This is a genomic window from Solibacillus sp. FSL R7-0668 (assembly GCF_038006205.1).
In the GTDB taxonomy this organism is placed as follows: Bacteria; Bacillota; Bacilli; order Bacillales_A; family Planococcaceae; genus Solibacillus.
Genome location: NZ_JBBOUU010000001.1, coordinates 791,845 through 815,991 on the forward strand (window position 1 = coordinate 791,845; position 24,147 = coordinate 815,991).

At 39.2% G+C, this 24,147-nt stretch carries 29 protein-coding genes; 22 read left to right on the forward strand and 7 right to left on the reverse strand.

Annotation, left to right across the window (positions count from 1 at the left end):
• The first annotated feature begins 3 nt into the window (after positions 1-3).
• The 3 genes from MKX47_RS03585 (at position 4) to MKX47_RS03595 (ending at position 2,806) form a co-directional block, all read left to right on the forward strand.
• Positions 4-888 (forward strand): RluA family pseudouridine synthase, encoded by an 885-nt coding sequence (locus tag MKX47_RS03585; RefSeq protein ID WP_340771203.1) that lies wholly within the window; start codon positions 4-6, stop codon positions 886-888.
• 184 nt (positions 889-1,072) lie between these two features.
• Positions 1,073-2,443, forward strand: a complete 1,371-nt coding sequence (gene mgtE / locus MKX47_RS03590; protein WP_340771205.1) for a magnesium transporter — start codon at positions 1,073-1,075, stop codon at positions 2,441-2,443.
• A gap of 36 nt (positions 2,444-2,479) precedes the next feature.
• The gene (locus MKX47_RS03595) at positions 2,480-2,806 is read left to right on the forward strand and encodes a 4-diphosphocytidyl-2C-methyl-D-erythritol kinase (protein ID WP_340771208.1); all 327 of its coding nucleotides are present in this window, start codon (positions 2,480-2,482) and stop codon (positions 2,804-2,806) included.
• 126 nt (positions 2,807-2,932) lie between these two features.
• Here the strand turns inward: MKX47_RS03595 and MKX47_RS03600 are convergent, their stop codons facing one another.
• The gene (locus MKX47_RS03600; protein WP_340771210.1) at positions 2,933-3,454 is read right to left on the reverse strand and encodes a CotY/CotZ family spore coat protein; all 522 of its coding nucleotides are present in this window, start codon (positions 3,452-3,454) and stop codon (positions 2,933-2,935) included.
• A gap of 160 nt (positions 3,455-3,614) precedes the next feature.
• On the opposite strand from MKX47_RS03600, the gene MKX47_RS03605 reads away from it, so the two are divergent.
• From MKX47_RS03605 to MKX47_RS03630, 6 genes are all read left to right on the forward strand, one after another.
• Entirely contained in the window at positions 3,615-4,016 is a 402-nt protein-coding gene (locus MKX47_RS03605; RefSeq protein WP_340771213.1) for a YhcN/YlaJ family sporulation lipoprotein, read from the forward strand.
• 1 nt (position 4,017) lies between these two features.
• Positions 4,018-4,473 (forward strand): stage V sporulation protein AC, encoded by a 456-nt coding sequence (spoVAC, locus tag MKX47_RS03610; RefSeq protein ID WP_340771214.1) that lies wholly within the window; start codon positions 4,018-4,020, stop codon positions 4,471-4,473.
• Positions 4,467-5,462 (forward strand): stage V sporulation protein AD, encoded by a 996-nt coding sequence (locus MKX47_RS03615; RefSeq protein WP_340771216.1) that lies wholly within the window; start codon positions 4,467-4,469, stop codon positions 5,460-5,462. The genes spoVAC and MKX47_RS03615 overlap by 7 nt, the downstream gene beginning before the upstream one ends.
• Positions 5,463-5,485: 23 nt before the next feature.
• A complete protein-coding gene (spoVAE, locus tag MKX47_RS03620; RefSeq protein WP_340777705.1) occupies positions 5,486-5,833 on the forward strand; it encodes a stage V sporulation protein AE in 348 nt (115 codons plus the stop codon).
• 63 nt (positions 5,834-5,896) lie between these two features.
• A complete protein-coding gene (locus tag MKX47_RS03625; protein WP_340771219.1) occupies positions 5,897-6,034 on the forward strand; it encodes a YjcZ family sporulation protein in 138 nt (45 codons plus the stop codon).
• A gap of 15 nt (positions 6,035-6,049) precedes the next feature.
• Entirely contained in the window at positions 6,050-6,298 is a 249-nt protein-coding gene (locus tag MKX47_RS03630) for a stage VI sporulation protein F (protein WP_340777707.1), read from the forward strand.
• Between the two features lie 265 nt (positions 6,299-6,563).
• Here MKX47_RS03630 and MKX47_RS03635 read toward each other — a convergent pair whose 3' ends face one another.
• From MKX47_RS03635 to MKX47_RS03645, 3 genes are all read right to left on the reverse strand, one after another.
• A complete protein-coding gene (locus MKX47_RS03635; protein WP_340771222.1) occupies positions 6,564-6,992 on the reverse strand; it encodes a GNAT family N-acetyltransferase in 429 nt (142 codons plus the stop codon).
• A gap of 3 nt (positions 6,993-6,995) precedes the next feature.
• On the reverse strand, positions 6,996-7,511 hold the full coding sequence (locus MKX47_RS03640) for a YjcG family protein (RefSeq protein ID WP_340771225.1): 516 nt from the start codon (positions 7,509-7,511) through the stop codon (positions 6,996-6,998).
• 83 nt (positions 7,512-7,594) lie between these two features.
• Positions 7,595-8,314, reverse strand: coding sequence for an alpha/beta hydrolase (locus MKX47_RS03645; RefSeq protein WP_340771227.1), 720 nt, complete (start codon positions 8,312-8,314; stop codon positions 7,595-7,597).
• Between the two features lie 121 nt (positions 8,315-8,435).
• Here MKX47_RS03645 and MKX47_RS03650 point away from each other — a divergent pair, with 121 nt between their 5' ends.
• Positions 8,436-9,017, forward strand: coding sequence for a phosphatidylglycerophosphatase A family protein (locus MKX47_RS03650; RefSeq protein WP_340771230.1), 582 nt, complete (start codon positions 8,436-8,438; stop codon positions 9,015-9,017).
• 79 nt (positions 9,018-9,096) lie between these two features.
• Here the strand turns inward: MKX47_RS03650 and MKX47_RS03655 are convergent, their stop codons facing one another.
• The gene (locus MKX47_RS03655) at positions 9,097-10,449 is read right to left on the reverse strand and encodes a transposase (protein ID WP_340770684.1); all 1,353 of its coding nucleotides are present in this window, start codon (positions 10,447-10,449) and stop codon (positions 9,097-9,099) included.
• 432 nt (positions 10,450-10,881) lie between these two features.
• Between MKX47_RS03655 and MKX47_RS03660 the strand changes: the two genes are divergently transcribed.
• The 11 genes from MKX47_RS03660 (at position 10,882) to MKX47_RS03710 (ending at position 21,704) form a co-directional block, all read left to right on the forward strand.
• A complete protein-coding gene (locus tag MKX47_RS03660) occupies positions 10,882-11,688 on the forward strand; it encodes a thermonuclease family protein (RefSeq protein ID WP_340771232.1) in 807 nt (268 codons plus the stop codon).
• Between the two features lie 227 nt (positions 11,689-11,915).
• Complete coding sequence (gene isdC, locus MKX47_RS03665) at positions 11,916-12,704, forward strand: heme uptake protein IsdC (RefSeq protein WP_340771234.1); 789 nt, start codon at positions 11,916-11,918, stop codon at positions 12,702-12,704.
• Positions 12,705-12,721: 17 nt separating this feature from the next.
• Complete coding sequence (locus MKX47_RS03670; protein WP_340771236.1) at positions 12,722-14,521, forward strand: NEAT domain-containing protein; 1,800 nt, start codon at positions 12,722-12,724, stop codon at positions 14,519-14,521.
• A 148-nt stretch (positions 14,522-14,669) separates the two neighbouring features.
• Positions 14,670-15,569, forward strand: a complete 900-nt coding sequence (gene isdE / locus MKX47_RS03675; RefSeq protein WP_340771239.1) for a heme ABC transporter substrate-binding protein IsdE — start codon at positions 14,670-14,672, stop codon at positions 15,567-15,569.
• 70 nt (positions 15,570-15,639) lie between these two features.
• Positions 15,640-16,593, forward strand: a complete 954-nt coding sequence (locus tag MKX47_RS03680) for a FecCD family ABC transporter permease (protein WP_340771241.1) — start codon at positions 15,640-15,642, stop codon at positions 16,591-16,593.
• Between the two features lie 8 nt (positions 16,594-16,601).
• Positions 16,602-17,372 (forward strand): ABC transporter ATP-binding protein, encoded by a 771-nt coding sequence (locus MKX47_RS03685; protein ID WP_340771243.1) that lies wholly within the window; start codon positions 16,602-16,604, stop codon positions 17,370-17,372.
• 37 nt (positions 17,373-17,409) lie between these two features.
• Complete coding sequence (gene srtB, locus MKX47_RS03690; RefSeq protein WP_340771247.1) at positions 17,410-18,045, forward strand: class B sortase; 636 nt, start codon at positions 17,410-17,412, stop codon at positions 18,043-18,045.
• Between the two features lie 12 nt (positions 18,046-18,057).
• Complete coding sequence (locus MKX47_RS03695) at positions 18,058-18,894, forward strand: EfeM/EfeO family lipoprotein (protein WP_340771248.1); 837 nt, start codon at positions 18,058-18,060, stop codon at positions 18,892-18,894.
• A gap of 134 nt (positions 18,895-19,028) precedes the next feature.
• Complete coding sequence (locus MKX47_RS03700; protein ID WP_340771251.1) at positions 19,029-19,553, forward strand: YceI family protein; 525 nt, start codon at positions 19,029-19,031, stop codon at positions 19,551-19,553.
• A gap of 299 nt (positions 19,554-19,852) precedes the next feature.
• Positions 19,853-21,142, forward strand: coding sequence for an AAA family ATPase (locus MKX47_RS03705; protein WP_340771252.1), 1,290 nt, complete (start codon positions 19,853-19,855; stop codon positions 21,140-21,142).
• Complete coding sequence (locus MKX47_RS03710) at positions 21,129-21,704, forward strand: RloB family protein (protein WP_340771254.1); 576 nt, start codon at positions 21,129-21,131, stop codon at positions 21,702-21,704. The genes MKX47_RS03705 and MKX47_RS03710 overlap by 14 nt, the downstream gene beginning before the upstream one ends.
• 41 nt (positions 21,705-21,745) lie before the next feature.
• Here MKX47_RS03710 and MKX47_RS03715 read toward each other — a convergent pair whose 3' ends face one another.
• Together MKX47_RS03715 and MKX47_RS03720 are read right to left on the reverse strand one after the other, a co-directional pair.
• A complete protein-coding gene (locus MKX47_RS03715; RefSeq protein WP_340771256.1) occupies positions 21,746-22,252 on the reverse strand; it encodes a hypothetical protein in 507 nt (168 codons plus the stop codon).
• A 110-nt stretch (positions 22,253-22,362) separates the two neighbouring features.
• Positions 22,363-22,515 carry a hypothetical protein gene (locus MKX47_RS03720; protein ID WP_340771258.1) on the reverse strand — a complete coding sequence of 51 codons (153 nt, stop codon included), beginning with the start codon at positions 22,513-22,515 and terminating at the stop codon, positions 22,363-22,365.
• A gap of 236 nt (positions 22,516-22,751) precedes the next feature.
• Here MKX47_RS03720 and MKX47_RS03725 point away from each other — a divergent pair, with 236 nt between their 5' ends.
• Positions 22,752-24,140: an aldehyde dehydrogenase gene (locus MKX47_RS03725; RefSeq protein ID WP_340771260.1), complete on the forward strand. Its 1,389-nt coding sequence runs from the start codon at positions 22,752-22,754 to the stop codon at positions 24,138-24,140.
• The last annotated feature ends 7 nt before the right edge of the window (positions 24,141-24,147 follow it).

Consider the following 24,147-nt stretch of genomic DNA (forward strand, 5'->3'; position numbering starts at 1 on the left):
ATTATGCAAAAACAATTTCAACTACAATTTATAAATCAAATCCAAGGGCAGCTACTACGTGAAGCAATTGCTAATTGGGGCATATCGAAACGTGCGCTAACCGCTATTAAATTTGATGGTGGCGCACTCTATGTCAATGGAAAAGAGCAAAATGTACGACATCCTCTTGCCATAGGGGATGAAGTAACCATTGTTTTTCCGCTTGAACAAGTGAGTGATGGCTTAATTCCACAGCAGGGAGAGCTCGATATTGTTTATGAGGATGAGGCACTTTTAATCGTCAATAAACCAGCTTTTATGAGCTCGATTCCTTCACGTGAGCATCCGGATGGCAGCGTAGCCAATCTTGTTTATGGCTATTTTCATCAGCAACAGCTTGCTTCAACCGTGCATATCGTAACGCGTTTAGATCGTGATACATCGGGTTTGATGGTCATTGCCAAGCATCGCCATATCCATCATTTAATGAGCGAGCAGCAAAAAAAGGGCTTGGTGCATCGTGAGTACGAGGCTGTTGTAGAACGGGTGATCGTTGAGGACAAGCAATCCATCATAGCACCGATTGGTCGTAAAGATACGAGTATTATTGAGCGTGAGGTACGTGAGGATGGTCAATATGCGCATACGGATGTGACCGTACTAGCACGTAAGACAAATGTCACGCATATTCGCTTGAAACTCCATACAGGACGCACACATCAAATTCGTGTTCATATGAGTGCAATCGGACATCCTTTAGTAGGAGATGAGCTATACGGAGGCAGTCGCACACAATTGAACCGCCAAGCGCTCCACTGCTGCTACGTCTCATTTGAGCATCCTTTAACAAAGCAAAGCCTACACTTTGACAGCGCGCTACCTAGAGACATTACCGAGATACTCGATTGAAAGATGCCAACGTAAAAGAGGCATCTTTTTTTGTAAGAAAGATTTGCCATTATTTTTTACAATCTAGGTAAGCAAAATTTATATGAATCCATTAAAATGAAATAAATATGCGTAAGTGCTTGACGCCACTTGAATTTTCGTAATAAAATAGTGCGTCATTAGTAAATGGAAGGAGGGGACAAGCATGATAGAGGAAAAAGACAATGAGATTCACTACGATGAGTCATTATTGCGAATGCTACTGGAAGAAGAAAATATCGAAGCATTCCGTGAGCATTTTTTAGAGTTACACCCATATGATCAGGCACAGTTTTATGAAGAGGTGGGCCCTGACATACGGCAAGTAATCTATCGTTTCTTGTCTCCTCAAGAAATGGCGATGATTTTCCAAGCCATTGAACTTGATGATGATGAATATGAAAATTATTTAAATGAAATGGATACATCATACGGAGCAGCGATGCTTGGTTTCATGTATTCCGATGATGCCGTCGATATTTTAAATGAATTAGATACAGAGCAGCGTGAAAATTATTTAGAAATGATGGATGAAGAAACCGTCGAAGGGATTAATGAGCTTTTAGCGTATGAGGAATATACTGCTGGGGCTATTATGACAAAGGAATACGTATCCGTGCTAGAAAGCGCAACGGTACGTGAGGCAATGCGTGTATTGCGACAAGAAGCACAGACAGCCGAAACGATTTATTATATTTTCGTTGTTAATGACGCCCATCAATTGCTCGGTGTGCTATCGCTGCGTGAACTAATTGTGGCTGATGGTGACCTACTGATTCATGATATTATGAGTGATCGTATCGTTTCGGTAAAAGTAACGGATGACCAAGAAGATGTTGCAACCTTAATGAAGGATTACGACTTTTTAGCGATACCTGTTATTAATGAGGAGCGAGAATTACTCGGGATTATCACAGTCGATGATATCATTGATGTTATTGATGAAGAGGCGGAGGATGACTACTCCAAATTAGCAGGGATTGCTGATATGGATAACAATGACGCAGGACCGATTAAAGCAGCGGGAAAACGTCTTCCATGGCTAATTATCTTACTGTTTTTAGGGATGCTTACTTCAGGCTTGATGGGGATTTTTGAGGCAACTTTAGATAAAGTAGCCCTACTTGCAACGTTTATTCCACTGATTTCAGGAACATCCGGCAACAGTGGAACACAGGCACTTGCGGTAGCGATTCGTGGTATTGCAACAGGCGATATTGGCGGTAAAGGCAAATTCCGACTTGTACTACGTGAATTGAGTACGGGTCTGATTATGGGACTTGTCAGCGGTGCACTGGTTGTCGGCATTATCTTTATTTGGAAAGGCACATTTGTGATTGGCTTATTAGTTGGAGCGGCGATTTGCTGTTCGATTATAGTGGCCACATTAGCAGGTTCGTTTATTCCAATCTTGATGCACAAGCTAGGTGTTGACCCGGCTGTTGCGTCAGGTCCGTTCATTACAACGTTAAATGACGTAACGAGTATTGTCATTTACTTAGGCTTAGCGTCCACATTTATTAGCCAAATTATGTAGCATCTCTTCAAATAGGTGCATATCGTATGAAAAAGGATGTGTAACGTGGAAGGGCAACCGCTACTTTATATTATGAGTCCGAGTTTTATCCTTAATACAGAAATAATACAGCAAGAAGAAAGTACATCACTTTTTATACCAACAACGATGTTAAAGGCGAATAATCCATTGCTCGAAAAACAATTAAGTTTTTTCTCCAAGCCTATGAAGGAGCCGCGTATGCTACAATTTATCATGAATGATGGCGAGCGTATTTATGCATCAATCCAAAAGTTACAAGGAGAAGATGTTTTACTAAATTGTCTTCATAAAGAGCGATGGATTAAGGTGAACCAGATCGTCGCGATTCAGCACACATTGTAAGAGGAGCCAGCTAGCATGGCTCCTTTTTTAGTGACTTTTAAGAAGAGCGCTTTAATTCTAATTTAGGGTAAAAGGAGGTTCTTATGTATCCCATGCTACTAAGGTTATAGCATGGGTTCGGCAGTTTTAATTACAAATTCCAAGGTCCACATCATCAATACATTGCACGGCACAGAAGCAATCTAGGTCAACTGTTACACAGCTATCTGACGCCTCAAATTGCGTTACACTACATACTTCGCGGAACGAAATCGCTGTACCCTCGTTATTTAATAAATCTACTGTACAATCATTGTCATTCTTTGGCACAAGCACACGTAATGTCGCGCAGCAACCGTCAAAAATGTCTTCAACACGGAAATAAATGGATACACATGCAGAATCATCGTTTGAAGTACTAAATGTCGCAAAGAATGGTGAACCATCCTTGTTAAGTAGTGTGAAGACACGCGTGTCAACCGAATTACGTGCTGGGCTTACAATACCTCCAAGTGGCTCTAAGAAACAGTTAGTCGTACATGATGAGCATTCGTCTTGAACAGCAGCATTTTGAATTTCTAAAATTGCACGTACCACTTCACAAACACAGCCGCTTGATGATGCTATTGGTCGGCTTGAAGAATTACTTTCTGGTCTACCACATCCCATAATTTCACCTCCTCTCAAAACTAAGCTCATACTACAATATGAATACCTAAATTGATGAATCGGGCGAATGTAACACTTAAATAAAGTTCCGAAGCTATTTGAATAAAACACCCCTTAAATGGTCATAATTGAAGCAACTTTTGATGCAAGGTGGGCTGTTATGAAAAAAATTTGGCTAAGTGCACTTTTACTACTCCTATTAGTTGGCTGCAATGAGCGCGATCAAGTAGAAATGTATACAAATACAAATGATACGCAGTTACAAAATGAGGTTGCGCAGCTGTTTAAGCAGGAGGATGCGGTCGAGAAGGTCAATATTTTATTGGTGGAGAATGAACTATTTGTTGCGATGCAGCTAAAGCCATTTAGTAAATGGAATAAGCAAAAAATTGAGCACAAGTGGCAGCAAAAGATTGAACAACAATTTGAACAACAAACAGTGCTTGTATCAACAGATTTCAAATTGTACTGGGAAACATCAAAGCTTCTAGAGGAAAAAAGTCAGCATAAGGTTCTGCAAAAGTTGCAGGATTTGAAAAAGCTTTCGAGGGAGGAAACCTAATATGAATGAGCAACAGTACACGACACTGAAAGAGCAGCTAACACCACAAACCCCTGTTTCCCTAAATGTTCTAAAGGCGTTTGGTGTTGGCGGGGTCATTTGTACAATCGGACAGGCCATCTCGTATTTTTATATGATGTTTTTTGATTTCACTGAAAAAACAGTCGGCAATCCAACGGTCGCAACGATGATTTTTTTAGCGATGCTATTAACAGGCTTTGGCTACTACCGAAAGCTTGGACAATTTGCGGGGGCTGGCAGTGCGGTACCGGTCACTGGTTTTGGCAATGCCGTGATTTCAGCAGCAATCGAATATAAAACAGAAGGGTTCGTGCTTGGCGTAGGCGGCAATATGTTTAAATTAGCAGGTGCGGTTATTTTATTTGGGGTTGTATCAGCCTTTTTTGTAGGGCTCGTTAAGCTGATTCTTGTATCGGTAGGTGTTGCGTCTTGGTAATTGTTTTTCAAACGAAGCCGGCCTTACTTGCCTCGGCCACTGTTGTTGGACCGTTAGAAAAGCGCAGTGTTTTTCATACGTATTTTGATAAGGTATTAAAGGATGAACGGGTGCATAAGCAAACGAATGAAAAAGGTGGCGCTATGCTTATTGCAGAGGCTTGTCAGCTTATTTTAAAAAAATCCAAATTAAATAATTTAGACATCGATTATTTATTAGGTGGCGATTTAATTAATCAAATGACGCCGACAAATTTTGCGGCACGTGAATTAGCCATCTCTTTTATTGGCATGTTTTCAGCTTGTGCGACGTCGGTATCCTCTATCATCGTTGCGGGCTTATTAACCGAACTTGGTGCCAGTGATTTTGCGATTGCAGGGGCATCCAGTCAGCATAACTCGGTTGAACGACAGTTCCGCTATCCGGTAAATTATGGGGGACAGAAGCCTGCAACAGCACAATGGACTGTGACGGCAGCCGGTTTTGTATTAGTAGGTAAGTATCAGAAAAAAATGCCTGTGCTTGAGGCGGCGACAATTGGAAAGGTGATTGATTATGGCGCGACGGACCCATTTCATATGGGAGGAGCAATGGCCCCGGCAGCCTTTGATACCATTCAAGCACATTTGAAAAAGCGCGGGCAAACGGTACAGGATTATGATGTTATTATGACAGGCGATTTAGGTAAGATTGGACTAAAAATACTCATCGCTATGTTTGCACAAAGCGGTGTGAAAAAAGAAGACTTAGCAAGATTTCGTGATGCTGGTGCAGAATTTTTTGGAGAAGATTCTGCGTTTTTGGCGGGTGCTAGCGGTGCTGGTTGTTCAGCAGCTGTTTATAGCAGCTATATGATTGAACAGTTTAAAACAGGACGCTATCAAAAAGTTTTGCTTGTTGCAACGGGTGCACTGCTTTCCCCATTATCGTTTCAACAAGGGGAATCGATTCCGTGTACAGCTCATGCAATTGAAATCGGAATGGGGTGATCGGAGTGGGTTTTTCATTTTTAATGGCATTTGTTGTTGGTGGGCTCATTTGTGTGATTGGGCAATTAATAATGGATCTTGGCAAATTAACACCGGGCCATACTTTATCAATATTAGTCGTTGTGGGTTCCATTTTAGACGGGTTTGGCTTGTATGAAGCACTCATTGATTTTGCAGGTGCTGGTGCGACAATTCCGATTACATCCTTTGGTAACTCGCTAACGCATGGTGTGATGGCGGAAGCAGAAAAGCATGGTTGGATTGGTGTGCTGACTGGGATGTTTGAAGTGACAAGCTCCGGTATTAGTGCAGCCATATTATTTGGTTTTATCGCGGCGGTAATTTTTAAGCCAAAAGGCAAAGTGGATTAGACGTTTTCCCCTCTTTCTTTTTTTAGTGTGCATACACTAAGAAATAGAAAGGGGGGATTTTGAATGTCTGGATATGGCGGCTGGCAACAAGGCTGTAACTATGAGTCTCCTGCATATAATAATTGTAACAATAGCAGCACTTTTGTGTTAATTGTAGTGCTCTTCATTTTATTAATTATTGTAGGAAGTGTATTTATCTAAAGGAGGCTATTCATGATGGAACGTTCATTTTCAAAACAAGTGGAGCGTAAAACCGGCGTTAGCTTTGATGAAATCATGGCGCTAGCTGGTGCGTTGACACATGCTAATTTTTCGGATGAAAAGCAAGTGCGTAAAATTGTAAAAAAAGTAAGTCGCCTTGCGAATAAGCCAATTACTAAAGAGTTAGAGGATAATATCGTAAAATCAATCCTACAGGACGGTAAGTCACTAGACTTTACCAAAATCGAAAAAATGATGAAGTAATGATGTGCAAAAAACCCCCCGTCAAAGTTTGGCGGGGGGGTTTTTTTAGATAAGAAAGTATAAAATTTTGCGTTGTAAAAGTGTCTAGGCATTCAAGCCAGCTCCTCGCATCATTAGGTTCCGCCATCGAAAGTGGTGAAGCATTTACTGTCTAGTCGGGCCCTCCAATGCCTGAGTATCACACGATGTGCGTCATTGGGGACTTGCCACATGGACGTGGCGTCTTGCCCACTCGGAGCTAAAAGGGCGGGAATACCTTTTCTTGTTATAACTCTTTTTCCATTGCACGGTGGGGTATACCTGCGTCCATGAATTCTGGTGATATGACGACATAGCCGAGCTTTTCATAGAAAGGAACGGCATAGCTTTGCGCATGAAGCTTTAGTTTTTTAAAGTCAATGCTTTTAGCGTATTGCTCAACCGTTTCCATAATTAATATACCAAGTCGTTTACCACGGTATGAGCTTAGTACACAAACACGCTCTACTTTTCCAATTTGTGGTTCAATTTCACGTATGCGCGCTGTCGCAATTGTATCCACTCCATCATTAACGATGAAGTGGATAGCTGTCGCGTCGTGTTCATCCAGCTCTAATGTAAGCGGTACCCCCTGTTCCTTAACGAATACCTCTTTACGTAAAGCAAAGCCACGCTCGCGGTCTTCGTCAGTCGTTACTAATTTTACATCGAACACGTATTACTCAGCTCCAGTCAATTTATAGGTTTCGTATGTTGTCCAAGAGCCATCTTCCAGTTGATACAGTAAATGAATGCGGTCGATTACGTCTGTTTCATCTACACCAACCATGCGCAACTGACTGAAAATGTCATCGTGCTCGGAAGCAGTCATTTTTTGGGCAATTGTAATATGTGGTGCAAATACATGCTTAGGTACACCGAGATTGATTTTTTCTTGTATAGACGTATGCAAGTTTTCTAATTGCGCTGTAGGCTCTACACGGAAATAAATCGCATTTGTCGTAGGATAAAAAGAGCTAATTCGGGAAGCATGAATTTGTAATGGTGCAAATTGTGCTGAAATTTCTTCTAAACTTTTAGAAATCTCAACAATCTGTGATTCATCTGCATCGAACGCATCTTTTAATGTAAGATGTGGTGTGATTAATGCGTAGTGTGGATCATAACGTTTTCGATAAGTGTTAGCTAAATCTTGAATTTTTTTAGATGGAAAAGCAACAATACCGTATTTCAAATTCATTACCCCCTAAAGAATTAATCAAATTTTCTCTAATTATAACAGAAAATTTTGTTAATAAACATTTCCTACTCTGCTGATTATCCGAAAATTTCTATTAATGCACGTTTTAAGTCGGGCTTCCAATAAGTCCAAGTGTGATTGCCGTCGAACTCCTCGTAAAACGTGTCTACACCAAGCGATACAAATAATTGATTTAGCTCGCGATTCGGTGTTAAAAAGTCTTTAACTGATTTGTCCTTTAATATTACTTCTTTTTCACGTAGGCCAATAATATGGTAAAGCGAAAGTGTGTTTAAGTTTTTTGCCTGGCGAACTGCTTGAAGGACATGTTCGTCAACAAAGGGTGATTGTAAAATCGCCTTTCCAAAAATATTCGGATAATGAATTGCTGTCATGAGCGAAATGGTTGCTGCCATCGAATCGCCAATAAGTGCGCGACCCCCACCCATTTGAGATGTGGAAAACTCTGCATCTAAAAAAGGGACTAATTCATGAGCTAAAAAGCGCATATACGCCTCAAATTGATCGCCAGTAGGGATATACTTACGTTTACGGTCTTGGTAATCCTTGTAAGGTACACCTACAATAATCATATTTTCAATCACATAATCATCAATCAATTGATCGGCAAGGCGCGGAATTCCACCAAGCTGAAAGTAATCTCTACCATCCGATGCAATTAAAATGTTATATTCAAATAGTGGAGAGTAGTTGGCTGGAATATAGATTAATAATTCTAATTCCTCATTTAATGCATTACTAAAAAAAGTAACGTCCTTTACTGTGCCTTTATCCAAAGTTGTCACTCCTGTCGTACGTTAGTCCCCAAAATTGTATCATAAAGAAAAATAAAGTTGTAATATAGAGAGAGTTAGGGAAAAATACATTAAAAATTATTTTGAAGTGAGGAAGTTATTTATGCATAATAAAAGTGTTCGTGTACACTCGGATGAAGTGGCAAAAGCAACACATGACGCATTATTACGCCGTCATGTGAAAATTGAAGATATTGCAGAAATCGTTTATACGATGCAATCGCCTTATAATGAAGGGCTAACAATCGAGCACTGTATTCAATCAGTGGAGCGTGTTTTAAATAAACGCGAAGTTCAGCATGCTGTATTAGTCGGAATTGAGCTAGATGAGTTAGCCGAGAAAAAATTATTATCCCCAACGCTACAAAAAATCGTCGAGTCGGATGAAGGGTTATTTGGGGTCGATGAAACATTAGCACTGGGCTCTGTGTTTACTTACGGAAGTATTGCGGTAACAACATTCGGTCATTTAGATAAGCAAAAAATCGGGATTATTGAAAAGCTAGATACAAAAGCCGGCGAGTCGGTAAATACATTTTTAGATGACTTAGTAGGAAGTATTGCAGCATGTGCGGCTTCACGATTAGCGCACCGTATGCGTGATTTAGAAGAAGATGGTGAAACCTTTGCAGCCATTCCACCAAAAGCATTAGGACCAAAGCAAAAAAAGAAAAAAGAAATTTAATTCCATGTGAATCAATTTCATAAATCGATTTTTTCAAGAACTTAGACGAATACAATTTTTTGATTTTCATTTTTAAAAATTATGCAGCTGTGTTTTGTTCATTTAATTGTGCATTCAAACGATCAACGGCTAATTTGCAGGCATTATAAATAAACGTCACCAGATTGAAATGGAGCTTGGCTTTTCTACCTGTTCGATGACGGACATTATTTAATTGAAAATATTCTTTTAAGTAGGCATTCACACGTTCAACAGCTGTACGTTCTTTGTACAGTTTCTCCCATAATGCGGAGCCTCTTGCTGGATACGTATACTTGCGAATATCCGTTTCACACTTGATTTTAAAAACTTTTTGACACAGTGAATCCTCACGTAATGGACACGTTGCACATTCTTTTGGACGTGTAAATTTTAAACACTGATATTTCTCGTCATAGCTGTCGTAACAGTAGCTATGTTCACGTACGCACGTTGGACGGAAATTTTCATCGAAACCCAAGATTTCGGATTCACGACGTTTAACGTATGGAATGACTGCTTTCATGTCTTGATTTAAAATTTGTCGATAGATCGCTTTGTAATCATACCCTGCATCAAATATCGTTGTTGTAAATTGATTTGGCACGACTTCAGCTACCTTTTTTAACAGTGGAATGGCTGCTTTACTATCACTTAAATTACCAGACGACATCAAGCGTGCCACAATGTACTGACTTTTTGTCAAGACAGCTAAATGCCCTTTAAAGCCGAACCAGAACGTGTTTTTACCGTCACTATTTTTCTTGACACCCCACTTGGGTTCGATTGGGATGTCTCGCCAAAGTGTCGATGTTGGAATCGTTAATTGAGCTTCTAATTTCTTTTCATAGGTTGTAAGATTTGCCTCGATTTCTGCTTGTTCAGCGAGCCAGGCTTCATGCTCTTCTTTCGATTTGCGACCACGCTTTTTCGGGATTTTTTCCTTTTTCTCAGATGGTTTTGATGCATCGCGCGCTTCAAAATGTGTCGCGTCAAAAGCGAGATGTTCTTCCTCTAGAAATCCTTCTGTAAAGGCATTTTGGATGAGTTCATCTTGCATTTTATCAAAGACTTCTGATTGGCTAATCACATCGACCATACGTGAATAAGAAGAGTCAGAAGGTACTGAATCAGAAAGTAAAAAGCCGCAATCTAAACGAAAGATAAGATCATTTTTCAGACGCTTGATTAAATCTTTTACCGTTGGAATACGCTCAATAATACGAATCACGAGCGATTGAATCATCGCACTATAGTTTAATTCTCTTGGAGCGCCACGCATTGTCTTTTTACTAAACAGTTGAAAAATCGGCTGTAAATCAAAAGTAGCCAAAATCGCATCAAAACGATGAGAACTTTCCATTTCCATTAATTCATGGATGTCAAATAGACGCATTTGCTTTACAATAGTCATAGGGCATTCACCTCAGGGATAATTTTGGTTTGGTCACTTAAATTATACCAAATTGGGGAGGTGCCCTTTTTTTATTGTTTTGAAACCCATGGGAGACAAGGGGTTGGAATTATGAAATTAACTCATGTATACAATTAGAAAGATCTTCGGTTATCATTACTGAAGATTTTTTTACTGTGATGGATAAAGGAAATCAAATTCATTGTACTATTCGTCAAATTTCATAATAATAGAAATAAGCTTTAAAAAAGGTTAGAAAAGAGGTCCTAACATTGAGTGACAAAGATATTAAAACTCTCATTACAAGTGGAACGATTATTTTGGCATTTGTGTTGTATTTAATATTTAGGTAAAGAGTTAAGTCTTCAGTTACTATAAGAACTGAGGATTTTTCGTTTAAAAAAGATTAGATGAAGAAAGTAGGCTATACGTTTGAAAAAGTTCTATTTTGCTTTGTTATTTTTGACATTGCTATTAACTGCATGCACAGAAGAAACAGGCACAGATATTGGTGAAACACAAGATATTCAAGGAATTGTAGCTACCACTACAGCAACAGCGGACAAACATGATATTAGTCAGTTTGAGGAATTTGAATTACAAGAGGTAATTGACGGGGACACGATCCGTATTAACTATAACGGGAAATCTGAAAAGGTTCGTTTTCTTCTTGTAGACACGCCTGAAACCAATCATGAAACATTGGGGGTGCAGCCATTTGGACCCGAAGCAAAAGCGTTTACGAAGGAGCTTTTAGCAGGTCAAGATACGGTTTATTTAGAGTTTGATGTATCCTATCGTGATAAATATAAACGTTTACTTGCCTACATTTACACAAAGGATGGCATTAGTGTGCAAGAACAGCTGTTAAAGAATGGATTAGCACGTGTAGCATATATTTATGATCCGAATACAAAGCATGTCGATTGGTTCAAATCTATTCAAAAGACTGCACAACAATCAGCTAGTGGCATTTGGTCAGTTGAAGACTATGTAACAAATCGCGGCTATGACAAGGAAACTTATTTGGCCGCTGTCAAAGAACAAGGTGATCAATCAACTACGAATTCAAGTACGAAGAATAATGGTAGCTGTGAAATCAAGGGCAATATTAACTCAAAGGGCAATAAAATTTACCATATGCCAGGACAACGTGATTTTGACAAAACTGAAGCAGAGGAAATGTTCTGTACAGAAGAAGAAGCAAAAGCAGCTGGATTTATTCCGGCAACAAGATAAATCGGTAAAAAAGAGTGTTTCTCTAAATGAGAGCACTCTTTTTCTATTTAGTCAAGCGAATTACAGTACAAAATAATGAATTTTACACTAATTATGGAATAATTTTATGATAAATGACTCGATTGTTATTTGAGAAACTGTGCAATTTATGGCATGCTATTTAATGGTAATGAGAAATATTCTCTATTAGAAAAATGGCATTCTATGAAAGAGGGAGGATGATTGAGGTGAGAAAAAATTTCTTAACAATTATCGTAATGATATGGATGATGGCTATGAGTTTGCCAACCCATTCAGAAGCTGCCATTGCAGATGGTACCTATTCACTCAATTATCAAGTGAATCAACCCGGTAGTAATTCGGCTTCAATGGCAAATGATTATTTCCTAAAGCCAGCAAAGCTCGTAGTGAAAAATGGTAAAATGACGATGCAAATTACCATCAAAAATAGTAGCTGGATGACACAATTTAATCCACCAGGTGGCGCGAAAGTGATTGGATCTAATGAATCTACTGATCAACGTACTGTTCAATTTTCAGTTGCCGATGCAAATGTAATTACTATTGCTATGAAGATTGATATTGATGATATCGACTACCATCATGCCTATAGCGTTGATTTTGTGTTTGATCGTTCAGGTTTACCAGAGGCACCTGTTGAAGAGCCAAAGGAGGAACCTAAGCAAGAAACAACACCAGTACAACAGCAACCAGCACAACCAGCTGCCCCAGTAGAACCACCAAAATCGTCGTCAGGAAGTAATACTTCTTCAAATAAACCAGCAACATCAACAGATTCAAAAGTCACAACTACCGAATCATCTCAGCAAACACAAGCTACAAAGGATGATTCGACAGAGACAGAAAAAAACACAACAGACACAGAGCAAGCTGAGCAGTCTGAGGTAGTAGAAAACCCCGAGACGAGTGATGAATTACCGATAGTAGCGCTAGTCGTATTCATCATAGCGGCAATTGTATTTGTCCGCACAAAACAAACAAAAACAAATGGGTAAATTAGGAGGAAATGAGCATGACTAAGAAATCAAAAGTAACAAAAGCGGTATTAGCATCACTAGTAGCAACATCGGCAATCGTTCCTGCCATCGCAGTAAATGCAGAAGTAGGCGGAGAAGTAACACGTACTGTAGAAACGACTTCGGCAGCGGTTACAAAGACGATTGATTTTAAAGTAGAAGATACTACGGGTCACTTAGGGAATTATATTAAAGGTCCTGGTAATTTAGTTGAAATGCAAGGCAAGCAATATATTGAAATCATAACAACAGATGCTGTATTAGCAATGATTACGTCTGCTACAGTAGATGGCAACACAATTATTGTTGAACATAGTGGTAAAAAACAAATTTATGTACCGGTAACGAAAGACTATGCGCCAGTAAAAATTGAATTAGCCGTTAACTTAATGGGCAACCCAGTAAAATCAACGGCTACATTAACGCCAGATGCAAAATCAATTAAAGAGGTAGCAACTGGAACAGATAAGCCAGCTGAAGAAAAAATCTTCAAAATCGGTAAAACATTCGAATCCGTTGCTAATGGTACGTATGATGTGAAATGGGATGCCTATAACGAAAAAGTAGGGAACTATACGGCTATTACTCGTAGCTTATCTCCTGATGCAAAATTAGTTGTTAAAGATGGGAAATATGCATTACAAATTGCTACATTATCTACTACAAATGCTTTAATTACGGATATCAAGGTTGGCGATAAGTCAGTTTCGGTTGTATCAGGGACTGCAAAAGAAGGCGATGTTCGCGTATTTGAGTTTGAGTTAAAATCAATTAGTGATTTACATGAAGCTGAAATTTTCATTGATGCAAATGGTCGTCAAATGAATCATAAATTCGGCTTCGCAATCGAAACAGCTTCGCTAGACTTACCAAAAGCTGAAACAAAACCAACAGAGCCAACTGCTACAAAAATGCCTGTAACTGCATACAAAGAAGGCACGCAAGAATTATCCATTATGCATAATAAATACTTAGATGACGAAGTAACGGTAACAGCTACTGAAGGCGGCTATAATGTAGAGTTAACTTTCCCTGAAGGTCAACATTTATTGGGCTTCAAGGTCGAAGGGGCTACAGTAGCATTAAAATCAGAAGAAAAAGTAGGCAATAATACAGTTAAAATATACACAGTCGCTGTAAAGGATATTAAAAAATTATACACCGCAGAAGCAGATTTAAAAGTTGTGCTTAATGGAGCCGTGCTTTACGAAACAACGCATAAATTCCAAATGCAATTCGGTGATCAAAAGCCTGCTACAATGCCATTCACGGATATTGCGAACGATATTCATAAAGATTACATCGTAAACTTATATGAAAAGGGTATTTTCAAAGCGGCTGATAAATTCAATCCTAAAGATTCTATCAAACGTTATCAATTCGCATTAATGCTAAACCGCGCATTAAACCTAGAAGTTCCTGCAACAACGCAATTTACGGATATCGCAAAACTAGATAAAGAAACGCAAGATGCCATCAAAGCATTAAATGCTTACGGAATCATTAATGGTTCTTCGGCGACAACATTCTCAGCAGGTGAAGGGATTAAACGCCAACACGCGGCATTAATGATTTACCGTGTATTAGAGAAAAACGGCTACCAAGCAACTGGCGCTACGTCTAACTTTACAGACTTACCGAAAGATGCTGAAGTCGTAAAAGCGATCAACGAGTTAAATCACTTAGATATTATGACAGGCTACAATGGAAAAGTAACACCGAATATTGTATTAACGCGCTCTCAAATGGCTAAAATTGTAAATAATACTTTAGAAGTGATTGCTGGTTTAAAATAATAAGTAAATGAAGTGCAGGACTTCCGTTTTTATGGGCGGGAGTCGCTGCCTTTTTTCAAGTAAATATAACAAAGTTAAATTGAGGTAAGCTTCCATCACTTAGGAAATGAAATTTTACTTCAGTTTAACTAACGAGGAGGAAGAAAATTTGAATAAGTGGTTAGTAGCGCTGGCAATTAGCATCGGTGTTTTAGCAGCATGTGGAGATAACAATGCAACAAAGCAAGTAGAAGAGCCAACGACAAATGAAGCAACAACAGAAATCAAAGTGGAAGAAGAACATCGCATCATTGCGGGAACGGTTGTCCTTGCACAAATTTTAGACCGATTAAATTTAGACGCTGTTGCAGTGCCAGAGACGGTGAAGGATTTACCCTCGCGCTTTGAAGGGCTTCCAAATATCGGTAACGCAATGGACCCAGATGCCGAAATAATTAAATCATTAAATCCAACGGAAGTATTATCGGTTTCGACTTTAGAATACGATTTGAAAACGAAATTTGAGCAGTTAAAAATTCCAGTTGATTTTGTAGATTTAACGAGCATTGAAACGATGATGGATGAAATTACGGCATTAGGGGAGCGCTACAATCGGGTAGATGAAGCAAAGGCATTGAATGAGGAGTTGCAAGATGAAATTAATGCTGTTGAAATGGCTACAAGTGAAAAAGAAAAGCCAAGTGTATTAATTTTACTGGGAGTGCCGGGCAGTTATTTAGTGGCAACGGAAAATTCCTATGTAGGCGATTTAGTTCGTTTAGCTGGTGGCGAAAATGTCATGGCTGGTCAAGAGGCGGAGTATTTACCATCTAATACCGAATACTTATATGAATCGAATCCAGATATCATTTTGCGATTAGCGCATGGGATGCCTGATGAAGTCATTGAAATGTTTGATAAGGAATTTGTAACAAATGATGTCTGGAAACACTTTAATGCAGTAAAGAAAGATAAAGTTTATGATTTGGAAGAAGAACTGTTTGGCACAACTGCTGCGCTCAATGTACCGGATGCATTAAATCAGTTAGTAGAAATTTTTTATAAGTAAGCACCCATTCTCGCTCCTAGTAAACGAGAGGTGTTTTTCTAATTAATGGAACCAAAAAGGATGTTTTGCTGTGACAAAAAAGATACTTAGCTATATAACCATTATACTTTTATTACTGGTTACGATTATTTATGCTGCAACGACAGGTAGTATTAAAATGTCGTTTGTTGATTTTATGATGAATTTTTTTGACGCCAATCATGCAGATATGGCAGCCATCAAAGATTTACGTTTTCCACGTATTATCGTGGCCATTTTTGCGGGTGCGGCATTATCTGTGGCAGGTGTGCTATTGCAGGCCATTATGCGTAACCCATTAGCGGATGCAGGATTTATCGGCATTTCGGCGGGGGCTGCATTTACGAAGTTATTTATTGTAAGCTTTGTGCCTACGTTATTTTTCCTTTCGCCAGTAGCTGCATTTACCGGTGGGGCAATGGCATGCTTCTTTGTATTTTTATTATCGTGGAAATCAGGCTTAAACCCACTGAAGCTAATTTTAGTCGGAATTGCAATCAACGCGATGTTCTCTGGCTTAACGGAAGCAATGATTAGCTTTGGTGCTTCCTCGACAGGAGCTATCTCGTCCAATTTATCTCTAAAAACTTGGGAGGATGTTTCGCTTATTGCAACGTATGGCTCGATTGGATTACTAGTGGCCTTTGCCTTGTTTTCATGGTGCAATGTACTCGTGCTATCTGATAAGACAGCAAAGAGTGTTGGGTTTAATATAACGATTGCTCGCGTAGTCATAGCGGCAGTGGCGGTATTATTAGCAGCCTCATCGGTTGTCGTAGCAGGCGTCATTTCGTTCGTCGGTATTTTAGTGCCACATATTGCACGGCGATTAGTTGGCTATGATCATAAGGTACTCCTTCCTTTTACTGCGTTATTTGGTGCGCTTATTATATTATTAGCAGATACATTAGGACGTACGCTGTTTCACCCGATGGAAATTCCAGCGTCAACGATTATGGCAATTATCGGTGGTCCATTTTTAATATTTTTACTTAGAAAAGAGTGACAAGTAGTATGGAAATTAAACAGGTAGTTGTTTCATATGATGGCACGACCAAGCATTTAGATAGCGTGTCTACGCAATTTCCAAAAGGAAAGGTGACGACGATTATCGGTCCAAATGGCTGTGGAAAATCGACATTATTAAATGTGATGTCAAGAAATCATAAGCCCTTTGCTGGACAAGCAATGCTCGAAAATCGAGATTTAGTCGAATTTAAGCCAAAGGAGTTTGCGAAAAAATTTGCAATTGTTTACCAACAAAATGATATTCCACAAGATTTAACGGTCGAGAAATTAGTCATGTATGGTCGGATGCCGTATTCATCACTGTTTCAAAAGAAAACGGCTGAAGATGATGAAGCGGTAACATGGGCGCTTAGCTGTACGAAATTGCTAGAAAAGCGCGGCAAAGATTTATCGGCGTTATCAGGTGGAGAGCGTCAGCGTGTCTGGATTGCGATGGCGTTAGCGCAAAAATCAGAAATGCTCTGCTTAGATGAGCCGACAACGTATTTGGATATTTATTATCAGCTGGAGCTGCTGGAATTGGTAAAGCATTTGAATGAACAGTACGGCTTAACGATTGTCATGGTGCTACATGATATTAATCAGGCGCTTCGTTATAGTGATCATATTGTTTTAATGAAATCAGGCACTATCGTTGCAGAGGGGATACCGCGCGAAGTCATTACAAAAGAAGTCATCAAAGAAGTGTATGGGGTAAATTCCGTGTTCCATGAGGACGAGGAGCTAGGCCTCTATATGATGCCTTTAAGTATTTAATATGCGTCTATTCATACGAGTGTTGAGTGGAATCGTCATGCTCATTTGCTTAGGCGTTATTATGCAATATATACTGAGCTACCGTGATATGGAACTGGGTTTACAGCAAGCGCAGCAAAGTAAACTGGAGCAATTGCAACAGCAGAATGAGCGTATTATTGGGTGGCTAAGTTTAGAAGGCACGCGCCTAGATAATCCGGTGTTGCAGGCGGAGGACAATGATTTTTACTTAGTGCATAATTTTTTAGATGAACGAAGTCGTGGCGGCAGTATTTTTGCCGATTATCGAAATGATGTCTTCAATGACCGTCATACGATTTTTTATGGGCATGTGCTTCGAAATGGCACGATGTTTGGTGATCTAGCAAAGTTTAGTGAACAAAGCTATGCGGATAATCACCCAATATTTCGCTATGAAACGAAAGATAAATCCTATATACTCCAAGTTTTTGCAGCATACGAAACAACGACAGCATTTTATTATATTGAAACGGACTTTACGGAAGAGTCATTTACACAATTTTTAGCAGAGATTCAGTCACGCTCGGAAATTGAAATGCCAATCGACGTGACGGTAAATGATCGGATTGTAACGTTTTCAACCTGTACGACATCACTAAATGATACAGAGCGCTTTGTTGTACATGCAAAACTGGTTGAACAAGAACACTAAGAGGTGAACAAAATGAAACAACGTAAATTAATCGTAGCCTTACTTGCCGCTTCGGTATTGGCAGCATGTGGGACAAAAGAAGAGACAACAGAACAGCAAGTAGAACAGCAAGTAGAACAGCACCAAGAGGAAGTCACATTAGATGTGAAGGAGCAGGCGGAAAGCTTTAAACAATTTGCCGAAGCACAGATGGTAGACTTTGTAGCAGACACGGAGCGCTTAGCAAGCCTTGTAAAAGAAGGAAAGCTAGAAGAAGCACAAAAGTTATACCCATTAGTCGCAATGTATTATGAACGTATGCAGCCACTAGCATCTCATTTTGAAGAGCTAGATAAAAAAATAAACGGGGCATTCATTGCAGGTAGTAAACAGGATGGAACAGGCTTCCAACGCTTAGCATACGGCTTATTTACTGATAAGAAAACAGGAAGCTATGAAGAAGTGGCAACTCAATTAGTAGCCGATGTAAAAACCCTACAAAAGGAATTGCCAGCCTTGGATGTATCAACAAACAATGTATTAGCCGCGGGTGTACTTATGTTAGACAAATTAGCCAACGAACGCTTAATAGCTGCAAGCTCAGCAAATGATGAAGTATATACGGTAAAGGCCCAAACCGAAGCAGCAGAAGAGCTTGTGAAAATCTTCATGCCGCGTGCCTTGCCAGAAAGTGCTACAGCAGCAACGGAAAAAATTGCCGCATTGAACGAGCTGGTAGCCTATTATGAAGTAGGTAAGGAAGACTATGTGAATTATAGCTTCTTCACAACGAAGCAAAAAGACGAGTTAATAATAGCAGTAAAAGAAGTACAGCAAGCATTACAAGCGATGAACGATTCTATCGAATAATCTATGAATGTGCTAAAGGCTCCCAGCTTTTAGCACATTTTTAGTTTTGAATATTTTTCCTTAGGGTAAGCATATATTATGAACTGCTAAGATTAGCTTACCGAGTAAATCCATTTTGAGGAGGAGTTTTTGTAATGGCACAATGGACAGTAGACGCATCGCATTCGAGTATCGACTTTCAGATAAAGCATATGATGGTAACAAAGGTGAAAGGGACATTTGATTCCTTTAACGCCAATGTAGTAGCAGCGAATTTAGAAAATTTAACGGATGCATCCATTTCTTTTGCAATTGATGCAGCATCTATTAATACCAAAAATACAGAGCGTGATAATCACTTAAAGTCAGCAGATTTTTTTGATGTAGAAAATTATCCTTCTATTCGTTTCCAATCGACGCATATTACACAATCAGGGGATGCGTACATGATTACTGGCGATTTAACAATTAAGGACGTGACCAAGCCTGTAACCTTTGAAGTCGAATATAACGGCAAGGGCTTAAATCCTTGGGGTGTTGAAGTGTACGGCTTTGAAGGCGAAACGAAAATTAATCGTGAAGATTTCGGATTAACATGGAATGCCGCACTCGAAACAGGAGGGGTATTAGTAGGAAAGGACGTTAAAATTTCAGTTGCAATGGAAGTGAATCCAGCATAAAGATCAACGGGGGGTGTCCGGAAAGTGATTCTGGGACACCCCCTTGCGCCGAGGATGGAGGCCAGCACGATGCTGGTCATGAATGCGTTGACTCGCGTCGTGACGGTTTTAGCATACGTACCTATTTCGACCACCGCGAAAAGCAGCCTGCAGCGGATAATTAATACACGAACGAAGCACTGCGCTAAAAGTATTTACTTTTGGCGCAGCCCCTTTTCATATGTTTGTAAACACAATCCAAAAAAACCAATAATTTATGTATAATAGTATTGATTACTTTAAGAATGGAGGCTTTGTCATTGTTAGTCGATTTTAAGGTGAAAAACTGCCTATCCTATAAAGAAGAGACGATTTTTTCGATGGTCAGTGGCTCACGTGTACGTAAGTTAAAGGAAACACATACGATGCAACAAAATAAGGTTAGCCTTGTAAAAAGTGCATTTATATTCGGACCAAATGGCAGCGGAAAATCCAATTTATTTGCAGCATTTAAAGTGTTACGTTCGCTGTTATTTAATTTTGAAAGCTTAAATAATATGAAGCAAATGCGTTTACCTTATCAGCCGTTTAAATTAGGTGGTGAGGCAGAGCAGCCTACAGAATTTATGATTTCACTCATTGTAGATGAGCAGTTAGTCGAATACGAAGTGCATTATAATCGTGAGCAAATTGTCTATGAACGCTTTTCGAAAGTGCAAAAAGCGCAGAAAAAGCATTATTTTGTACGTACATATGATGAAGACAGTAAAGAGTATACATATGAAATAGCGAAAAAATCCCAAAGCGAGCTAATATCTTATACGCGACCGAACACAGCTTTTTTAGCGATATTAAATGTTTTTAATGATAAGGATGCGGCACTCATTTACGAGTGGTTTATGGATAAAATTATTTTCTTGGACGAATCCAGTCATTTAGCTGGCCATCCATTAATTCGTAAACTAGAACAGGATGATTTTAAACAACAGGTTTTGCAGCTGTTAAAAATTGCGGACTTTTCCATTCAAGATGTGATGGCAAAGCGTGTTGAACGCATGGAGAAAAATTCAATTGCACATAGCTTTGAGATGGATGCTGTTGTGCAGGAAATGGATATCGATTTACATTATTTATCGTTTGATGATGACGGTGCGCCTACAGGAACGAAGACGATTAATTGGACGATGGATTCCAAAGGTACGGTGCGCATGCTGTACTTGGCCTGTGTCATGGTAGATGCCCACAATAAGGGGAAAACGATTTTTATTGACGAATTTGATACCGCCTTTCATGTCACAATCTGTGAGTTTTTAATGGCGATTATGAATAGCAAGCGCAATGAAAACAATCAATTCATTGTCACGAGCCATGAAATTGATTTGCTGGATCAGCCGCTACGCCCTGACCAAATTTGGTTTGTTAACAAGTCATTTAAAAATGAATCGGAACTCTATTCGTTATTTGATTTTGCTGATTTGCATAAAAAACGCGCGGATCTATCTTATGCAAAGCGTTATTTAAAGGGCGAGTTTGGTGCAACGCCTGTCATTAATGAATATTTATCGGATCGTTATTTAGAAAAGGGGGGTGAACGCGATGAGAACGCGTGAACGAGGGAATATCCCGCTTCGAAAAACAATCTTGATTTATTGCGAGGGTGAGACAGAGCGCATCTATTTTGAGCAAATGAAAATTTTAAAGCGTTCCAAAATGGTTAGTGTCAAAATTAAAAACGTCAAACGTTCAGCAATTAAGCTTGCCAATCATGCTTATCGTGATGCAAGCTATCAGCCATTTGATGAAATTTGGATTGTATTTGATAAGGATGATCTAACAGACTGGCAACTAGATGAAGTGAATGAGTTCTGTACGCTTCATAACATTCGCATTGCTTATACGAACGAAGCATTTGAACTATGGTTGCTAATGCATTTTGAGCAGATTGACGAGCAGCAAGTGTATCCACGAGCGCTATTAAACGAAAAGATGGAACAGCATTTACAGGTGAGACGTTATTTTCGAAATAAGGGGAATGCCGAAGTGATTGCGCCCATTGCATTGCGTCATGAAATCGCGTTAACCAACTGTACGATAATGATGCAGCGGCGTAATACGGAAAGTCGCGACAATCCGTACTGCAATTTACATGAGATGCTACACCACGTATTTTAAAAGCTGTAGGGCTTCGTTATTGAACGATTCCCTACAGCTTGTTATTTGACTTGTTCATGCTTGATGTAATGGATCGCTGCTGTTGGTAAGTCTCGATAAGAAAGCTCGTCAATGGCATGCACAGTTTTGGAATCAAATGTTAAGGTCAACGCCTCTGTATTTTTACTTTTCACATTCATAAACCATTTTAGCGTGACATCATTTATGCTGTTTACATGTTGAATTTCTTTTAATAGGTTATAGCTATCTTTTAACAATGTTTTTTCATCGATAAATTCAGATGCTTGTAAGGAAATTGTGATATTTTGTGAGCCGTCAACGATTTCAATTTCCATATTTAACATAATATTTTCCACAAATTGATGCAAAATAATCTGAGAAATGGCGTTCATTGTTTCGATTTTTAATTGCTCTGGTGACATAGATGTCTGTGCGTCCTCTAACTTTTTTTGCTCATCTGCTTCATTCGTTTTTATCAAAAATTGAATGGACACAGCGCCAACAAAAAGGATTAATACAATGAGCATAAATTTTAAAAATTTATTCAAACGAAGGATGCCTCCTTTTACGAGGTATTTAGCACGTTTCTTATGATGCATTCTCCATTATGCCATAAATAAATACGAAAAGGACCGCCAATTGTGACAGTCCTCTAACGTTAAGTATTTGATTCTTCTGTAGGAAGCGTTGCTGCATATTCGTTGAAGTATAAAAATGATTCGTCCTCTAATTGCTGGATTTTGTGTTCGTTTAAACCAATGGATAATGGGCCAGAAAAAATTTCGCCCCACCAAGTTTCAGTTATCATCATTGTTATATCCCCCTTTGTACGATTGTTATGCAATGCATATTATGTTTGAATGAGTGGTCTGTAATAAATACCTTAAACCTGATCGTTGTAAACCTTTATTCAGATAATTTGCTGGCTGAAGAATATTCCTCCTTTACTATGTTTGGTTTTTTCTAAAACTGTAGTAGTTAATACTATAGTTAATATGTGAGAAGCGTTATAATTTATGCATAGATTTCGTTGAAAGGATGAAAAAAATGAATTTTACTGAGCGAGAAGTGGATCAAATGATTGAAGAACAGCGTCAATTTTATTTTACAGGAGCTACTAAGGATGTTGAATTCCGTAAGCAGCAGCTCATTAGTTTAAAGAAAACGATTAAAAAATACGAAACACAAGTAATTGAGGCACTCGCTTTAGATTTACGCAAAAGTGAATTTGAGGCATACTCTACTGAAATTGGTATTGTTTATGATAGTATTTCTAATTTTTTGAAAAATTTATCGACATGGATGGTGCCAGAGCCAGTAAAAACACCTTTGCACTTCCAGCCAGCTAAGAGCTATATTGTACGCGAGCCATATGGGGTAGTTTGTATCATTGGACCGTTTAACTATCCATTCCAATTAATTATGGAACCATTAATTGGCGCAATCATTGGAGGAAATACGGCTATTGTGAAGCCTTCAGAAGCTGCAGTGCATACAGCAGTCATTGTGAAAAAAATCATTGAAGAGACTTTCCCAGCAAACTATATACGTGTTGTAGAGGGTGAAAAGGAAGAAGTGACAGCGCTCATTCATGCACCGTTTGATTATATTTTCTTTACTGGCAGTGTAGCGGTAGGAAAAGTGATTGCCAAAGCAGCGGCAGAACGTTTGACGCCAATTGCCCTTGAACTAGGTGGAAAAAGTCCCGTAATCGTAGACCAAACAGCCAATTTAGAAGTTGCAGCACAGCGCATTGCTTGGGGGAAATTTAATAATACAGGCCAAACTTGTGTAGCACCAGATTATGTGCTTGTACATGAGGCCGTTTCGAAAAAGTTCGTAAAGCTATTGAAAAAGACGATTCGCGAATTTTATGGGGCCGATCCACAAAAGAGCGCGGATTATGGTCGGATTATTAATACGCGCCAATTTGACCGTTTGGAAAAGTTGTTGAATGAAGAACGGGCAACGGTGACATTTGGTGGGCACACAGACCGTGAAGATTTATATATGGAGCCGACATTATTAGAAAATATTGAGTGGAGCAGTCCATCTATGGAAGAGGAGCTATTTGGTCCTATTTTACCAATATTAACTTATGCCCATTTACCAAAGGCTATCCATGAAATTCGTCAGCTGCCAAAACCGTTAAGTGCTTATCTTTTCTCAGAAAATGATAAAGCAATCGATTATTTCCTACAAGAGCTTCCATTCGGTGGTGGCTGTGTCAATGATGTAATTACGCATGTAGGCAATGGTCATTTACCGTTTGGTGGAGTAGGTCCATCAGGTGTGAAGGCCTACCATGGGAAAGCAAGCTTTGAAAACTTCACACATCCCAAATCCATTATGCATCGCTCGAACAAATTAGCCAATAGCCTTCTTTATCCGCCTTATAAGCAAAAGGTAAAGCTTGTTCGTACGATTATGAAATAAGAAAAAG

Bases quoted from the DNA above. Each gene is read 5' to 3' on its own strand.
- MKX47_RS03585 (WP_340771203.1), top strand. From the start codon at position 4: ATGCAAAAACAATTTCAACTACAATTTATAAATCAAATCCAAGGGCAG.
- mgtE (WP_340771205.1), top strand. From the start codon at position 1,073: ATGATAGAGGAAAAAGACAATGAGATTCACTACGATGAGTCATTATTG.
- MKX47_RS03595 (WP_340771208.1), top strand. From the start codon at position 2,480: ATGTGTAACGTGGAAGGGCAACCGCTACTTTATATTATGAGTCCGAGT.
- MKX47_RS03600 (WP_340771210.1), bottom strand. From the start codon at position 3,454: ATGGGATGTGGTAGACCAGAAAGTAATTCTTCAAGCCGACCAATAGCA.
- MKX47_RS03605 (WP_340771213.1), top strand. From the start codon at position 3,615: ATGAAAAAAATTTGGCTAAGTGCACTTTTACTACTCCTATTAGTTGGC.
- spoVAC (WP_340771214.1), top strand. From the start codon at position 4,018: ATGAATGAGCAACAGTACACGACACTGAAAGAGCAGCTAACACCACAA.
- spoVAE (WP_340777705.1), top strand. From the start codon at position 5,486: ATGGCATTTGTTGTTGGTGGGCTCATTTGTGTGATTGGGCAATTAATA.
- MKX47_RS03625 (WP_340771219.1), top strand. From the start codon at position 5,897: ATGTCTGGATATGGCGGCTGGCAACAAGGCTGTAACTATGAGTCTCCT.
- MKX47_RS03630 (WP_340777707.1), top strand. From the start codon at position 6,050: ATGGAACGTTCATTTTCAAAACAAGTGGAGCGTAAAACCGGCGTTAGC.
- MKX47_RS03650 (WP_340771230.1), top strand. From the start codon at position 8,436: ATGCATAATAAAAGTGTTCGTGTACACTCGGATGAAGTGGCAAAAGCA.
- MKX47_RS03655 (WP_340770684.1), bottom strand. From the start codon at position 10,449: ATGACTATTGTAAAGCAAATGCGTCTATTTGACATCCATGAATTAATG.
- MKX47_RS03670 (WP_340771236.1), top strand. From the start codon at position 12,722: ATGACTAAGAAATCAAAAGTAACAAAAGCGGTATTAGCATCACTAGTA.
- MKX47_RS03685 (WP_340771243.1), top strand. From the start codon at position 16,602: ATGGAAATTAAACAGGTAGTTGTTTCATATGATGGCACGACCAAGCAT.
- srtB (WP_340771247.1), top strand. From the start codon at position 17,410: ATGCTCATTTGCTTAGGCGTTATTATGCAATATATACTGAGCTACCGT.
- MKX47_RS03695 (WP_340771248.1), top strand. From the start codon at position 18,058: ATGAAACAACGTAAATTAATCGTAGCCTTACTTGCCGCTTCGGTATTG.
- MKX47_RS03700 (WP_340771251.1), top strand. From the start codon at position 19,029: ATGGCACAATGGACAGTAGACGCATCGCATTCGAGTATCGACTTTCAG.
- MKX47_RS03710 (WP_340771254.1), top strand. From the start codon at position 21,129: ATGAGAACGCGTGAACGAGGGAATATCCCGCTTCGAAAAACAATCTTG.
- MKX47_RS03720 (WP_340771258.1), bottom strand. From the start codon at position 22,515: ATGATGATAACTGAAACTTGGTGGGGCGAAATTTTTTCTGGCCCATTA.
- MKX47_RS03725 (WP_340771260.1), top strand. From the start codon at position 22,752: ATGAATTTTACTGAGCGAGAAGTGGATCAAATGATTGAAGAACAGCGT.